We start from the raw sequence: 15,057 nt of genomic DNA, 5'->3' as shown, positions 1-15,057 counted from the left end.
AAAACAGGCTAGATTCAGAAAAAAATCATAACTGCAAACTAGAAGACTTATTAGAAAACTAAGTCAGCAAAAAGTAAAACTAACTGATGGATTTAGACTGTTCAACGGAATAATCGATATAAACCGGATTTAATCGGTAGTTGCCACCCTGAACAGTTTGAATCACATCTTCACAGCCTAATTCAGCCAGTTTGCATCGCAGTCGCCGAATCTGGGCTGCTACAACATTGCTGACTCGTTCAGACTCCATTTCATACAGATAATTCAGAAGTTGCTCTTGGCTAGCTTCCTGCTTGGGCTGTCGCATCAAATATTCCAACACCTGAAACTCTTTCTTACTCAAGCGAACTTGCTCATACTCAGTTGAGTTAGAGTACCAGGAAACAAGCCGGTTATTACAATCTAAGGACAAACGACCGAATTGAAGTTGTAAGGGCTGATATTGGGGCGATCGTCGTCGTAATGCACGTAATCGTGCCAGCAATTCCTGCATCCGAAATGGCTTTACCAAGTAATCATCGGCTCCGGCATCCAACGCTAAAACACCATCCTGCCAGCGTCGCTCTGATGTCAAGACGATTACGGGTAAAGGATGCTGTGCTCTCAAGCGCTGACAGAGTTCTACCGCTGGCAGTCCTGGCATCATCCACTCAAAAATCGCCACCGTATATTGAATAGGTTGAAGTTCTAAGTCTCAGTACAGGACAAAACCTTGAAATAGTTGGGAGGAAAGGGTTTCATGAAATAACCAATATCAACCACGAAACCCTATGGATCAGATTACTCAATTACGTCGGGTTTTGCAGCCCCATCTGGGCTGGCACGGTGCTCGACTTGCCTTTGTCGCCCTGTTTTTGATCGCGCTGTTTCGGGTTAAGACGGTGAACTTGGCTGAGTTAGCCAACGGATTTTGTGGCAACGCCCACACTGACTCCCACTACAAACGCCTGCAACGCTTTTTTGCCGACTACGAGTTGGATGACTCTACGGTTGCCTATACCGTGGTGCGACTGATGGGGATTCCAGAGCCGTGGGTGCTCAGTTTAGACCGGACTGAGTGGCAGTTTGGCAGGTGTGTGTTCAACATTTTGACCTTGGGCATTGTGCATGAAGGGATAGCGTTTCCGGTTGTCTACTTGTTGCTCGATAAACGCGGCAACTCCAATACCGATGAGCGCATTGACCTGATGCAAGAGTTCTTTGCGTTGTTCGGTGAGCGCAAAATCGCCTTTCTGACTACTGACCGGGAGTTTGTGGGCAAAGACTGGTTGGGCTATTTGTTAGAGCGTCCCAAAACACCGATTCGTGCTCGAATTCGTGAGTCTGAACGCCTGTGGGATGGCAGTCAGTCCCGCAGAGCCTCGGTGGTCTTCGCAGACTTGCGTCCTGGGCAACTCAAAGTGTTGTCAAAACGTCGTCGCTTGTGGGGACATTGGGTCTATATTGCGGCTACTCGTCTAGAAGACAACTCCTTACTCATTGTGATTACTGACCACTCTCCCGAAACCGCGATTGCCGATTACGCGAAACGGTGGTCGATTGAAACGTTGTTTGGCGCATTCAAGACGCGAGGCTTTTGTCTCGAATCGACCCATTTCATTGACCTCTATCGCTTGCGCAAGTTAATTGCTCTGTTATCGCTGGGGTTGTGTTGGGCCTTTCTGACTGGCTTGTGGTTGCATCAACACAACCCTTTGAAACTCAAGTCTCACGGGCGTAGAGAGAAAAGTCTATTTCGCTACGGATTTGACCACATTCGCAATATCGTGGTGAATTTAGATCACAAGATGGCTGAGTTCCTTGAAATTTTACAGTTTTTGTCCTGTACTTAGGTTCTAAGTAGTTCCAGGTCGCAAGCCCATCTTGAAACCAATCCACAATATAGTGTTCTTGGTTTAGACTTTCTTGAATCTGTTCACCTAACTTTAGATCAGGTTCAACTAATAAAATTTTCATCGCAAAAGCTTTCCCTAAAAAGTTTTTGACCTTTATAGGTTCTTGCAATTTCAAATAGATTGATTCTATTAATAGCTTGGCAGATTAGGATGAAAATGAAGTGAAATATTGACTCATCCAAAATCTTATTTGAGTGATCATGCGATGAAAATTCTTCAACTTCTCATTTCGAGAAAAGTCAACAGACCCCTTCCAGCGGATGTGAGTGAGACAATGGTCTGTCTAAAAATCCATTGTTCTCTTGAATTTACTGAAAGAAGTCTGTTGAATACGTATTGGTAATCATAAAACTTGCTAATGAAATTACAATGACGGTTTAAGCTCATCAACGCTAAAAAATAAAAGGAGATGAATCTTCTTGACTCATCTCCGTTCCAGTATTTACTGGTGTGAGGAAACCTAATGTTGCCTAGCTGCTAAGGAGAAACCTGCTCAATCAAAGATTAAGATGATTTTTCCCAAGCAGCAAAGCTAGAAACTAAATGTCGTCCGAATGACCCCCACTAACTGAGTATCATTCCGTCTGTTGCCTTCAGGGTTAAACAACACAAAGACCCCTGGTGTGATGGCAATGTTGTCATTAATCCGGTAACGGTAGAACGCTTCTAAATGGAATGGTGGAGAACCATCTAAACGACGACGGGTGTTCGCGTTGGCACGGAAGTCGTTGTCGGTGACGCGGGGTTGCATCCCAAACAGCAAACCGCCCAAGTTGCCTTTACGACCCAAGTCGGGGAAGCCTAGGAAAGCAGCCCAATTTTGAATTTGCGCTTCCTGGTTGTTGCGTTTGTTGTAAGCCCACGTGAAAGCGTACCAGCCGCCGACAGTGAGTCTGGGCGCTACCTTCCACTGCACTTGCACTGACCCAGTGTCAGCAGATGTGGCTGCACCTGCAAACGGGTTCGCGGCATAGCCGGTTCCAGTACTGCCAAAGAGGTTTGGCGCACCCTGATTGAACACAGTGGAGGTGCCGGGGAAATAAGAACGAACGTAGGTAAGACCAATATCAAAGTTGCGAGAAGGACGAAATACAAGTTGCCCAGCAGCAGCATAGTTCCCATCAAACAATCCATTCTTTGCTCCAGGATCGTTGGCATTTCTATCAGAAAAATAGCCGCCCTGTAGGCTCAGTCTGGGACCGAATTTGTAGTCAAAAGAAACTCCTGGAGAACTAGTAAACGTCTGATCGTTAGAGCGATAAATCGGGTTAAACCGTCCAAACCTGGAGATCGCACCGCCACCACTACTTTCAAATGGGCTGAGGGTTTCAAATAGTGAACTGTAGATTCGGCTTTGAACCGCATCAACTTGAATACGGAGGTTTTGCCCCACAGGGAATCGATAGAAGAGGTGGTCAATATTGACGGCATTGGATTCGTTGCCGTCAAAGCCTAACCGAGTTCCATTCGTTCCTGTGAAAGCACCGCTGAAGGGAGTAATGTTGCGACCTTGCAATCGAACTAGCAACCGGTCTTTACCTGTAAAGCTAGATTCGAGTGCAAGCCGCACCCGGTTACCAAAGATGGGTTCAGTGCGATCGTCTCGGAAGGAGTTCTCATTGGCAGCATTCACACCAGTGAGGAAGGTGTTGTTACCAGTGCGGGTGGCACGATCGCCAAAGGTATCGGCGATCGCAAAGATAACTTCACCCCTTAATCGGGTAGTGGTGGAAAACTGCTGTTTCTCCAGAGTAGCAGTCCGCACTTCCAAGGACTCAACTCGTCCGCGTAAAGCACCGAGTTCTGCTGCAAATTCTTCTTGCAGTCGCTTAACAACTTCCAAATCTTCCTTCCGCACGAAGTCAGCCGTAGCAGCGGCAATCAGTTCTTGAATCTTGTCCAAGCAAGCATTCAAACCTGCGGCAAATTCATAGCGAGATAGAGCACGATTGCCACGATAGGTTTTGTCAGGATAGCCAACGATACAGCCATACCGTTCTACCAACGATTGCAATGCCTGAAATGCCCAACTGCTAGGATCTACATCCGTAAATTGTGAGACGGAGGTCACCTGATCCAGTTGAGCGCCTCTGCCTTCAGCGCTGTATTGTCTAACTTGTTGCAAAGTCGTGCTGCTATCCGACAAACCGACTCCTGTCGAAGCGGCGGCACTATTAGCAAACTGATTTAACTTTTCATTCGTTGGTATTCCATTTGCCAGCGCATCACCTGGCATCATCAGCGATGCGACAAGAAGCGTTGGGACGCTCCACACAAACTCTCTCAGTATTGAACGCATTTTTCATCCTCACACTACTCTTTCTGAAAAATCAAAATGACTTTTCGTAATGGATAACCTCTATACAGCGGCTCCATCCGTAGAATGCCAGGACAGGATGAAAATTTAATGACGGTTTTAGCAGATGCACAAAAACCAGGGTTAAGTTCTTGTTAAGGAAATCAACTCAGAAACATAAGCTTTAGCAAAATTTCTATCAAACTATTTAAGCAATCCCCTTTTGCCCACTTCTACAACGTATATCGTCACTTTAACTTCTAACTGAAATGCGATCTCTCCTTTTCTTTGGTATAGCGGCGTTAGGTGAGATTTCTGGCTGTTATGCCTTCTGGGCATGGCTCCGACTCGGAAAAAGTATACTCTGGGTGCTTCCAGGATTAGTTGCTCTAGCCATCTTTGCGATTGCCCTTACCCAAATTGAAACCTCCAACGCTGGGCGAGCTTACGCTGCCTATGGTGGGATCTATATTCTTTCGGCAATTATCTGGTTATGGACTGTGGAAGGAGTCAAACCTGATCGCTGGGATTTATTGGGTGTAGCGGTTTGCCTGGTTGGTACGATGATTATTATGCTGGCTCCTCACAGGATCTAAATGTGCGGCGATGTCTTGATATAAATTCATCACATGAGCATCCGCAAGGCTGTAATACACATTGCGTCCCGCTTTGCGGTAATTGACCAATCGCGTTGATCGCAAAATGCGGAGTTGGCTAGATACGGCTGACTCACCCATTTTTAAGCTTGCGGCCAAGTCACATACACATAACTCCTGATGCGCCAGCGCCGAGAGCACCCGCAGTCGATTTGGGTCTGCCAAGACACCAAAGAATTCTGCCATCCGTTGAGCTTCTGGCATCGGTAGGATTTCTGGCTGTACCTGCCGCACCGCATCCAGATGAACGAGATGGGCTTCACACTCTGGCACATCCGACTCTTGGAGCTGAGGAATTAGCTCTTTGCGATTAGGCATAGGACGAATCAAGGTAACGGCTGTGAAGAAGTTAGCTTTGCTCAATGACAGTATAAAGCTAAGAATGGTTATCGTTCTATATATGAATATACTTTCAGATATTGAGAGTTTTGTTCTACAATTTTTGGAATAATCTGCAATCTGACTTTGGCAAACGGCTATGACTCAAACTCCTTCGCTGAAAACTCAGCAAATGCAAGTCGGTGGTATGGACTGCGCCAGTTGCGCGATGAAGATTGAAGGCAGCGTTGAGAAATTGCCAGGAATTGCTGAGGTATCGGTCAACGTGGCAACAGGACGCATGGTTGTGTCTTACGATTCGCAGGAAGTCAGCGAGGCGGAAATTCAAAATCGGGTAACGAGATTGGGCTACACGGTTGCGATCGCGCAAGCACGAACACCCACCTCATCGGCTCAATCTCTTGCTTCCACAAATGGACAGACGCATGACGGTCAGAGTGAGACGGAGGGACACGATCATAGTCATGGCTCTGGCGAATTTAACCTGAAGAAAGAGGCTGCTCCGGTGCTGGCTGCGATCGCGTTATTTGCGATCGGGATTGTCTTTGAAGAACCCTTACACAATACGCCCTACAACATCGGTGAACTTGCTGTATTCATCCCTGCCTACCTGCTTAGTGGTTGGTCGGTGTTAAAGACGGCGGGACGCAATATTCTCAGAGGGCAGATCTTTGATGAAAACTTTTTGATGACGATCGCCACATTGGGAGCCTTTGCGATTCATCAATTCCCCGAAGCGGTTGCCGTGATGCTGTTCTTTAAGGTGGGTGAGTTGTTTCAAGAGTATTCTGTGGGGCGATCGCGGCGATCGATTAAAGCACTATTAGAAGTTCGTCCTGATAGTGCCAACTTGAAAATAAATGGCACCGTGAAACAGGTGAAGCCTGAAACGATCAATGTGGGTGATCAAATTTTGGTGAAACCGGGTGAGAAAGTGCCGCTCGATGGCGAAATTCTAGAGGGCAACTCTCAAGTGGATACCTCTGCATTGACGGGTGAGTCAGTTCCCCGCATCGTCAACATTGGAGATCCAATTCTTGCAGGCATGATTAACAAGTCGGGCGCTCTCACCATTCGAGTCACAAAACTATTTGGCGAATCGTCGATCGCTAAAATTCTTGACCTGGTTGAAAATGCTACCAGCAAGAAGGCAGACACTGAGAAATTCATCACTAAGTTTGCCCGCTATTACACACCAGTTGTCGTATTCCTGTCTCTAGCAGTTGCCATTCTGCCACCGCTGTTGATTCCAGGTGCAAATCGGAGTGATTGGATTTACCGCGCCCTGATTTTGCTCGTCATCTCTTGCCCCTGCGGACTGGTGATCAGCATTCCCCTTGGCTATTTTGGTGGCATTGGCGGCGCTGCCAAGCGCGGAATTTTGGTCAAAGGCTCTACTTTCTTGGATGCGCTCACAGCCGTCAAAACGGTTGTATTCGACAAGACCGGAACGTTGACGAAAGGAACCTTCAAAGTCACGCAAATTGTGACAAAAAGTGGGTTTTCGGAATCAGAACTGTTGGCGTTAGCAGCGCAAGCTGAAGCGAACTCTAACCATCCAGTAGCGCAATCCATTCGAGAGGCATACGGACAACCGATCAATGAGTCTGAAGTCATCGATTACGAAGAAATTGCAGGGCATGGCATCCGAGCTAAAGTCCAGAACCAAGTCGTCTTAGCAGGGAATGACCGCCTACTGCACCGAGAAAACATCGACCATGATACTTGCAATGTGGCTGGAACAGTGGTTCACCTAGCGGTGGACGGACGCTATGCTGGGTACATTCTGATTGCCGATGAAATCAAAGAAGATGCGGCTGAAGCAATCCGTGATTTGAAAAAAGTCGGAGTGGAACGAACTGTGATGCTGACGGGGGATAACGAGGTTGTCGCCAAACGGGTTGCTGAACAGTTGACTCTAGATTCTTACTTTGCCGGATTGCTCCCCGAAGACAAAGTGGGCGCGATCGAGAAGCTACTGGATCGCTCTGGCAAGAAGAAGGTTGTTTTCGTGGGCGATGGGATTAATGATGCTCCAGTAATCGCCAGAGCTGATGTTGGGATGGCAATGGGTGGATTGGGATCGGATGCGGCGATCGAAACGGCGGATGTGGTGCTGATGACGGATGCTCCGTCCAAAGTGGCAGAAGCCATTCAGGTTGCCAGAAAAACTCGCAAAATTGTGGTGCAAAACATCGTGATGGCAATGGCAATCAAAGGAATTTTCATCGTGTTGGGAACGATCGGGTTGGCAACATTGTGGGAAGCAGTGTTTGCTGATGTGGGTATGGCACTAATAGCAATTTTTAACGCAATGAGAATATTGAGATAATCAGTGCAACTTATATGAATAGCTCTTCGACTGATAATGACTTCTCCCTGACTTTAGAAGAAAATGCATTAGACTCACTTACTCATGCAATAGAGCACTTGTCAGCTAATGAGAGAGATACTGATCTCAAATACACCGTTCTCCATATTTTTCACGCAATTGAACTTTTTCTTAAAGCACGTTTATCACAAGCAAGTCCTGAGTTGATCTACCGGAATAAGAAGATAGAAGCGGATGGTTTCACTGTTAACTTTGGAGAACTACAAAACCGCTTAAAAGCTGTTGGTGTTGTTCTAAGCGAGCAGGATAGAGATGATTTGAAGTTTTTACAACGAGTGAGAAATTCTATTGAGCATCATAAATTTGCTGGAAATTACGAAGAGATTGAGAACTATGCTGGTCGAGCAATGCGCTTCCTGCGGATATTTCTTTACAAGGAATTAAAAATTGACCTTCAGGATGAATTGAATGAAAGTATCTATCAAGCACTATTAGATGCTTTTGGTTCTTATACTGAACGAATGTCGGAGCAGGATATCTCATTGCATCCTAAAGATTTCGGAGTAGAACACGATTTGCTTCATTGTGAGAAATGTGACGAAGTGTCAGTTGCTTTTCCTGACCCAACTTTAACGGATGGAACCATCCATTACTTTCGTTGTGAAGTCAAATACAGCGTGAAATCCTGTTTAATGTGCAATTGTCCTATTCTTTCGTTAATAGAACCAGGCGAAACAACGGTTCATACATCTGAAGATTTGGACGATGATGATGGAGAATTCTGCTCTAATTGCTTAGAGCAAATAACTGAACGAGATTACTAAGGCAATTAATTCAGGCTCGGTACTTGGTAAGACACTATTTATCTAATTGCTGAAGTTGCCGAATGTAGAATTTGGTTTGGTTATAACTTCTCTGATCGCCCTGCTTCTGAAACAATTGGGCGGCTTGCCGCAAGTCTATCAACGCTGCTGACTTGTCTCCTAGTTGCGAGTAGAGAATACCGCGATTCCCAAAGGCTTCAGCGAGAGAAGGATTCAGTTGAATCGCTTGAGTGAAGTCTGCGATCGCGCCCTTCGCGTCTTGCAAAGCAGTTCGAGCTTTCCCCCGGTTGTAATAAGCATCCGCATAGTCAGGCTTCGTTTTAATTGCCTGATCGAGGTCTTTCACGGCAGCTTGCAGATTTCCCATTCCAGCGTACACCACGCCTCGATTGTTATAAGCTGCTGCATAATCGGGTTTGAGCCGAATTGCTTCAGTCAGGTCAGCCAATGCATTGGGGAAATCGCCAATGTCCGATCGCGCTTCGCCTCGGTTGTAAATGGCTTTTGCGTTCTTGGGGTCAAGTCGTGCCGCTTGGTCAAAATCGGCAATTGCCCGCTTATAATCTCCTAAATCATGATGAGCCAGACCTCGGCTGATGTAGGCATCCGTTAGTTTGGGGTTCGCTTGGAGGGCAAGGGTGTAATCTGCGATCGCACCCCTAAGATTTCCTTGTTTGGCTTTCTCCATGCCTCGATTCAGCAACTCCACAGAACTCACTTGCACAACTGCATCTGGCTTAGACTGAGCATATAGAGTCGAAGGTATGGCTATAATCAGCCCTAGTATGCCAAGCATTACAGTAATCTTAGAAACAGGATTCATAGAAAAAACTCCTTACCACAGCCTTATCCTAGCGAAAGCTCTTGCATTTGGACTCGGTATCCCTTTATGACTGAAGCAAAAGTACGGCAACAATACGACCAGATGGCAGCAACCTACGACTGGCGGTGGAGCCGCTATGTCTCTAACACGCTGTCATTTCTCAAGCACTGGGCACAAATTCCATCAACTGCACGGGTACTCGATATCGCTTGTGGAACTGGAGAATTTGAACATATGCTGGTGGCTGAAAACCCGGCGCAGGCAATGGTTGGAGTAGATATTTCCGAAAAGATGCTGGCGATCGCCCAGCAAAAATGTGATGGTTATCCAAATGTTGCATTTCAAGTTGCATCCGCCTCAGCATTGCCTTTTGCCGACAACAGCTTTGATGTAACCGTTTCTGCAAATGCCTTTCACTACTTTGACCAGCCTGAGCTTGCCTTAGCAGAAATGAAACGAGTCCTGAAACTCGATGGAAAAGTTGTGATTATTGACTGGTGTCGGGATTATATTGTGTGTCAAATCTGTGATAGTTTGCTGAAGCTGTTTGATCCGGCTCACAAGCAATGTTATTCCCAAGCCGAATTTCATCAACTTTTTCAAGATGCTGGATTTGGATTTGAAATTCAGCAGGCAACCAAAGTTCGGTTTGGCATCATCTGGGGGTTGATGATCGCGACTGCGATTCCAAACAATAAGGCAAATTAACTGAGTAAAGATACGAGAAGTCCTTAAGCTACCAAGGAGATGGGAACCGATGCGGAAAGTTTTACTCAGTGCGATCGCCGCTTACCTGTTGCTCAGATGAATTATCCAGAGGGTAAGAATAAGTGCCGTTTTGACTCAACGCTGTCCGCCATTGCTCAGGGTGGCGCGGTAGTAGAATTCGGACATCGGGGTCAGGCAAGCCAATACCCGCATCTCTTAACGCACTAACGATCGCGGCTCTGACGGCAGATGTGGTTGCAACAAAATCAGACCGTCGTGAATCTGTCCAAAATCGCACGTCAACCGCAATATCATCTTGTCCCAATTCCTGAATTCGTACCGAAACGGCGGGTTCTGTTAGAACTCCTTCGGTTGTCTGCACTGCGGACTGTAGGATGGTTGTGGCTTTCTGTAAATCAGTGTCATAGCCAAGGAATAGGGTGGCATTACTGCGGCGAATGGGCGCTGCCGTATTGTTGATGATGCGGGACGTGAATACGTCTGCATTCGGAACTAGCACCACGCGACCATCGTAGGTGCGGAGTTGAGTCGCTCGCAATTCAATTCGTTCAACATTGCCCTCTGTTTCACCAACGATAATTTGATCGCCTAGCTCAAAGGGACGCAGCACCAGAATCAAAATGCCACTGATGAAATTAGACAAAATATCTTTAAGGGCAAAGCCTAGAGCAAGACTGGTTAAGCCCAACCCCGTTGCAACTGTTTGTGGATCAAAACCAAAAGCATCTAAGGCAACAATGAATCCAAGAATCCAAACAGCATAGTAAGCAACTTGCTTGATTAAATTCTCAACCGTCAGATCCTCTACAATTCGGCGAAAGACAAGACGCATCAACCAGCGCACAAAGGTTGCGATCGCCCCAAATAATCCAATCACCAGTAAAGCTGCTAAAGCACGGGGAATAATGATGATTGCAGATTCCACCAACCGTCCAAACGCAGTTTCGATCGATGCCCGTACCTCTGCAACAAAGCGCCCCCAGGGAGAAAGCCGACGTTGGCTCGCTCGATTTAAGGTACTGTCGATGGCTTGAGTCCATTGAGCAGTGAGCGCATTCACGGTAGTGAGGTTGTCTTGAGCATCTTCTGCCGTAACAGTGACAACTGGAACACCCGCGATCGTAATAATCCGCTGCGTATTATTTCTTGCAAATTCAATACGGGGAGGCGCGATCGCGGTGGGGTTTTCTAACAACCGGTTGATTCGTCGCTCAATTTGCCGTGCGCGTGTGGTTGCATCCACGTTTTCTACCGCGCTCACTCGAAAAACGGATCGACCATCGACTCGAACTGTAGCCCGATCATCTTGAGCCGCAACAGAGAGGGGTAGGAGTAACGCCGCAAGCATCACAGCGACAAATAACCATCGTTTGAGCGATCGAATATCAACCCATCCCTGATGGGTCAAGTTCTGGTAAAAACTTTTCCTTGCCTTACCTAAACTAGTTGTAATTTTTTGACCGTGACTACACAAGGAAAAATGAGATGGGTTGGACAAACTTGCAACTACGCTAACAAGACCGTAAACCTGTCTTTTCGCTCAGCTCATCCTCCTATAGACGCAGATTTTACTTAAAACGAGCGATCGAAATTCTATTTAGCCAAAGATCATTGTATTAAAGTACCTATTGAAAGAGTTATGAGCGATTTATTGAAAATTTCTTTCTCACAGACGATGAAAACCACAGTGTTATCTTTTACAAAAAGTAGCGTAAGCTAATTCCTTTGCTTATGAGGTGTATCGTACTATTTCGGTGACTTGTAAGTTGTTGCTGTTAATCATGCCAAAGTAGAAAATGTCTAAGCGCTTTTTGTCACAATCAAATATCTCTCATTCTGCTGTCCGTAAATCGTCTCGACGAAGACGGTTTCTTTGGTTTGGGATGGCTGGGATAGCGGCAACATCAGCGATCGTCGGAGCCTTTATAGCTAGTTTGCTAACACAGACATCGTTCATGCAGCATCCACGCAGTTCTCAAGAAGCCACTGCATTCAATCAGAATAGTCAGATCTCCAGCGGTATCGGATTGCAGTTACCCGCCTTAACTCGCCCAGTCAATGTGTTGGTGTTGGGCACTAAGGTATTAACGTCAGATGTCCAAACTCCGACTACGCAAGCTGACGGCTACCACCAATTAGTCAATTCGCTAGATGGATTAGCAGACACTATTCTGCTCTTGCGTTTTGACCCAGAAGTTGGCTCAGTAACCGTATTATCGATTCCACGAGATACGCGCACCTGGATTGAAGGACATGGTGTGACAAAAATCAATGCTGCCAATGCGTATGGTGGACCGGCTCTGAGCGCAACAGCGGTTAGCGATTTATTAGACGGAATTGGCATCGATCGCTACGTTCGGATTAATGTTCAGGGTGTGGAAAAACTCGTTGATGCACTGGATGGTGTAACGGTTAACGTACCCAAGGACTTGAAGTATCAGGATGACAGCCAGCATCTTTACATCAATCTAAAAGCAGGGGAACAGCGTTTGAATGGTGCTGAAGCACTTCAGTTTCTGCGGTTTCGCTACGGTGAATTAGGCGACATCGGACGAGTCAAGCGCCAGCAGTTGTTCATGCAGGCGTTCCTCAAACAAACCCTGAAGCCCTCAACTGTAACGCGCTTACCAGAAATTCTTTCTGTCATTCAATCCCATCTCGACACAAATTTGAACAACGAAGAATTGCTAGCATTTGCTAACTTTGCCATGAAAGTAGAGCGATCGCAGGTGCAAATGCTCATGGTGCCTGGTCGGTTTAGTGCTCCAGGGGAATATGATGCCAGCTATTGGATACCAGATTCTTCTCAGATTCAAACGCTCGTGACCCAGTATTTTGACCATGACTACGGCGGTCTGCAAGCGGCTGATCCTGCATCCCTAAGGATCGTGATTCAGGGCGGAATGCAGTCGCGGGGAGTCATTGATATGCTAGTGAATAGGCTGATGACATCAGGATACAATCAAGTCTCTGTGGACGAGCGCAGCGATCGCTCCCGCAAAGTCACTCGAATTGTGGCACAAAAGGGCGATCGAGATAGTGCCAATGCCATTCGGCACGTTCTGGGAATCGGAAAGGTTCGGGTGGAAAGCACAGAGGATTTATATTCCGATGTCACAATCAAATTAGGACAAGACTGGAGCAACCATCAGATGCTAACGGCTCCACAAGGTGACTATGCAGACTCGCAGGCAAGTGAGCAAAGTTAGCACCCCGTTCCTTATCAAGGTTTCAATAGCCTCAGTCCGCTCAGGGTCACTAATACTGTAGATCCTTCATGTCCAACCACACCTAAAGGGAGAGTCATGTGATTGGCAAAGTTGGCAATCAGCAGCAGTACAATAAAGCCGAGAGCAAAGGTGATGTTTTGCTTGACAATCCGCTGAGAATGCCGACCTAGCCGAATGGCTGTGGCTAATCGCTCCAAACGATCTGCCATCAGCACCACGTCGGCGGTTTCCAGTGCTACATCACTCCCGATCACGCCCATTGCAATTCCAACTGAAGCTTGAGCCAGGGCTGGGGCATCATTGATCCCATCGCCCACCATTGCTACCGTTTGATACTGCCGCTGTAAGGAGCGAACCACATTGACTTTATCTTCAGGTAAAAGCTCCGAGTATACCTGGTCAATACCAATATCTTGAGCGATGCTACGAGCAGTGCGTTCGTTGTCTCCAGTTAACATCACAATTTCTTGAATACCGAGTTGCTTTAACTTCGCGATCGCCCTTGCTGCTTCGGGTCGAACGGTATCAGCGATCGCAATGATGCCTAGAGGTTCTCCTGCGTAAGCTACCCACACAAGCGTTTTTCCTGATGCTTCTAACTGTTGTGCCGTTGCAATTAGCCAATCCGACCAACCGTTGACCTGTTCCTGGATGAAACTTGCCTTGCCGACCCATGCCTGCTGTTGGTCGATTTCTCCTGTAATTCCTTGTCCTGCAAGCGCTTGAACGTTCGTTGGTTCCTGCCATTCAATTTGCTGTTGTCGCGCAAACTGGACGATCGCCTCACCGATCGGGTGTTCAGACAAGCTCTCTAAAGCCGCCGCGACTTGGAGTAATTGCGTATTAGACGATGATAGCGAGATCGCTTCAACTACTTGAGGCTTACCAGTCGTCAGCGTTCCCGTTTTATCAAAGGCGATCGCCTTGACTCGCCCCATCATTTCTAATTGCGCCCCGTTCTTAAACAAAATGCCATGCCGTGCCCCGTTCGCAATCCCAGACAACAGAGTGGGCATAATTGATGCCATCAAAGCACAAGGCGAAGCAACGACGAGAAAAATCAACGCCCGATAGATCGTATCTTCCCAGTTCCAGCCAAACAGGAACGGGGGGAGAGTGCCCAGCAGGATGCCTGCGACTACAATCACCTTGGCATACCCGCGCTCAAAGCGTTCAATAAACTGCTGAGAGGGCGGTGCTTCATTTTGAGCTTGCTGGACGAGACGGATAACTCGCTGAATCAAGCTACTCTCGGGCGGTTGATGAATCTTGAGCCTGAGCGCTCCATTGCCATTCAGCGTCCCCGCAAAGACTTCATCACCGACTATTTTCTCGACGGGGATAGACTCTCCTGTAATTGAAGCCTGGTTCAGCGTACTCGACCCCTCCGTCACTAAACCATCCGTCGGCACTAACTCTCCCGGTTTGACTAAGACCTGATCGCCCACCTTTAACGCCGCGATCGCCACAGTTCGTTCTTGTCCATTCAGCAATACTCGTGCTGTATCGGTGGTCAGACTCATCAACCCTCGGATACTGCGCTCCGTTCGTCGCATGGCATACCCTTCCAGCGCTCCACTAATGGCAAAGATCAAGATGAGAACGGCACCGTCTACGATTAAGTAATACTCCCGCCGCCATAACCCTAAACTCGCTGCCCCCAACGCTGCCACAATCATCAACAGGTCTACGTCCAGTTCTTTTTCTTCAATCAGGGTAGTCAGACCTTCACGAGCGCTGTCAAATCCTCCAATCACATAGGCAGCGGTCAGGATGAACAAAGCAACTCCAATCCAACCGAGATTGAGAGTTTGCCAACCTAGAAAAACCAGAATCGCGCAAACGATCGCCGCTACCGCGTCTGGGTGTTCCTTGAGGAAGTTCGGAGAGCGAGGAATGAAAGGGCTGGCAGAAACCATTGGCTTAAACGGTC

At 47.2% G+C, this 15,057-nt stretch carries 12 protein-coding genes; 6 read left to right on the top strand and 6 right to left on the bottom strand.

Annotation, left to right across the window (positions count from 1 at the left end; genetic code table 11):
- Positions 1–79: 79 nt before the first annotated feature.
- Positions 80–664 (bottom strand): winged helix-turn-helix domain-containing protein, encoded by a 585-nt coding sequence (locus AC1S52_RS04440; protein ID WP_482027832.1) that lies wholly within the window; start codon positions 662–664, stop codon positions 80–82.
- A 106-nt stretch (positions 665–770) separates the two neighbouring features.
- On the opposite strand from AC1S52_RS04440, the gene AC1S52_RS04435 reads away from it, so the two are divergent.
- Positions 771–1,832 (top strand): IS4 family transposase, encoded by a 1,062-nt coding sequence (locus AC1S52_RS04435; RefSeq protein ID WP_482027831.1) that lies wholly within the window; start codon positions 771–773, stop codon positions 1,830–1,832.
- A gap of 595 nt (positions 1,833–2,427) precedes the next feature.
- On the opposite strand, the gene AC1S52_RS04430 is transcribed toward AC1S52_RS04435, so the two are convergent.
- Positions 2,428–4,194, bottom strand: a complete 1,767-nt coding sequence (locus tag AC1S52_RS04430; protein ID WP_482027830.1) for an iron uptake porin — start codon at positions 4,192–4,194, stop codon at positions 2,428–2,430.
- 266 nt (positions 4,195–4,460) lie between these two features.
- Here AC1S52_RS04430 and AC1S52_RS04425 point away from each other — a divergent pair, with 266 nt between their 5' ends.
- A complete protein-coding gene (locus AC1S52_RS04425) occupies positions 4,461–4,787 on the top strand; it encodes a YnfA family protein (RefSeq protein ID WP_482027829.1) in 327 nt (108 codons plus the stop codon).
- Here AC1S52_RS04425 and AC1S52_RS04420 read toward each other — a convergent pair.
- Positions 4,722–5,165 (bottom strand): ArsR/SmtB family transcription factor, encoded by a 444-nt coding sequence (locus AC1S52_RS04420; protein ID WP_482027828.1) that lies wholly within the window; start codon positions 5,163–5,165, stop codon positions 4,722–4,724. The genes AC1S52_RS04425 and AC1S52_RS04420 overlap by 66 nt on opposite strands.
- A 160-nt stretch (positions 5,166–5,325) precedes the next feature.
- On the opposite strand from AC1S52_RS04420, the gene AC1S52_RS04415 reads away from it, so the two are divergent.
- Both AC1S52_RS04415 and AC1S52_RS04410 read left to right on the top strand, forming a co-directional pair.
- Positions 5,326–7,518, top strand: a complete 2,193-nt coding sequence (locus AC1S52_RS04415; protein WP_482027827.1) for a heavy metal translocating P-type ATPase — start codon at positions 5,326–5,328, stop codon at positions 7,516–7,518.
- Between the two features lie 14 nt (positions 7,519–7,532).
- The gene (locus AC1S52_RS04410; RefSeq protein ID WP_482027826.1) at positions 7,533–8,342 is read left to right on the top strand and encodes a hypothetical protein; all 810 of its coding nucleotides are present in this window, start codon (positions 7,533–7,535) and stop codon (positions 8,340–8,342) included.
- Between the two features lie 34 nt (positions 8,343–8,376).
- On the opposite strand, the gene AC1S52_RS04405 is transcribed toward AC1S52_RS04410, so the two are convergent.
- Positions 8,377–9,165, bottom strand: coding sequence for a tetratricopeptide repeat protein (locus tag AC1S52_RS04405; RefSeq protein ID WP_482027825.1), 789 nt, complete (start codon positions 9,163–9,165; stop codon positions 8,377–8,379).
- Positions 9,166–9,231: 66 nt separating this feature from the next.
- On the opposite strand from AC1S52_RS04405, the gene AC1S52_RS04400 reads away from it, so the two are divergent.
- On the top strand, positions 9,232–9,873 hold the full coding sequence (locus tag AC1S52_RS04400; protein ID WP_482027824.1) for a class I SAM-dependent methyltransferase: 642 nt from the start codon (positions 9,232–9,234) through the stop codon (positions 9,871–9,873).
- Positions 9,874–9,934: 61 nt separating this feature from the next.
- Here the strand turns inward: AC1S52_RS04400 and AC1S52_RS04395 are convergent, their stop codons facing one another.
- Positions 9,935–11,302: a mechanosensitive ion channel family protein gene (locus AC1S52_RS04395; protein WP_482027823.1), complete on the bottom strand. Its 1,368-nt coding sequence runs from the start codon at positions 11,300–11,302 to the stop codon at positions 9,935–9,937.
- 388 nt (positions 11,303–11,690) lie between these two features.
- Here AC1S52_RS04395 and AC1S52_RS04390 point away from each other — a divergent pair, with 388 nt between their 5' ends.
- Positions 11,691–13,103, top strand: coding sequence for an LCP family protein (locus AC1S52_RS04390; protein ID WP_482027822.1), 1,413 nt, complete (start codon positions 11,691–11,693; stop codon positions 13,101–13,103).
- Positions 13,104–13,117: 14 nt separating this feature from the next.
- Here the strand turns inward: AC1S52_RS04390 and AC1S52_RS04385 are convergent, their stop codons facing one another.
- On the bottom strand, positions 13,118–15,043 hold the full coding sequence (locus AC1S52_RS04385; protein ID WP_482027821.1) for a heavy metal translocating P-type ATPase: 1,926 nt from the start codon (positions 15,041–15,043) through the stop codon (positions 13,118–13,120).
- Positions 15,044–15,057 lie beyond the last annotated feature (14 nt).

It is taken from the genome of Kovacikia sp. CALU 1929 (assembly GCF_056784235.1).
Note: the sequence above shows the minus strand (reverse complement) of the source record. Positions and strands in the feature narration are given on the sequence as shown.

What these genes read in the sequence shown, in the direction of transcription:
- AC1S52_RS04435 (WP_482027831.1), top strand. Translation starts at nt 771, where the DNA reads ATGGATCAGATTACTCAATTACGTCGGGTTTTGCAGCCCCATCTGGGC.
- AC1S52_RS04430 (WP_482027830.1), bottom strand. Translation starts at nt 4,194, where the DNA reads ATGCGTTCAATACTGAGAGAGTTTGTGTGGAGCGTCCCAACGCTTCTT.
- AC1S52_RS04425 (WP_482027829.1), top strand. Translation starts at nt 4,461, where the DNA reads ATGCGATCTCTCCTTTTCTTTGGTATAGCGGCGTTAGGTGAGATTTCT.
- AC1S52_RS04420 (WP_482027828.1), bottom strand. Translation starts at nt 5,165, where the DNA reads ATGCCTAATCGCAAAGAGCTAATTCCTCAGCTCCAAGAGTCGGATGTG.
- AC1S52_RS04415 (WP_482027827.1), top strand. Translation starts at nt 5,326, where the DNA reads ATGACTCAAACTCCTTCGCTGAAAACTCAGCAAATGCAAGTCGGTGGT.
- AC1S52_RS04410 (WP_482027826.1), top strand. Translation starts at nt 7,533, where the DNA reads ATGAATAGCTCTTCGACTGATAATGACTTCTCCCTGACTTTAGAAGAA.
- AC1S52_RS04405 (WP_482027825.1), bottom strand. Translation starts at nt 9,165, where the DNA reads ATGAATCCTGTTTCTAAGATTACTGTAATGCTTGGCATACTAGGGCTG.
- AC1S52_RS04400 (WP_482027824.1), top strand. Translation starts at nt 9,232, where the DNA reads ATGACTGAAGCAAAAGTACGGCAACAATACGACCAGATGGCAGCAACC.
- AC1S52_RS04390 (WP_482027822.1), top strand. Translation starts at nt 11,691, where the DNA reads ATGTCTAAGCGCTTTTTGTCACAATCAAATATCTCTCATTCTGCTGTC.
- AC1S52_RS04385 (WP_482027821.1), bottom strand. Translation starts at nt 15,043, where the DNA reads ATGGTTTCTGCCAGCCCTTTCATTCCTCGCTCTCCGAACTTCCTCAAG.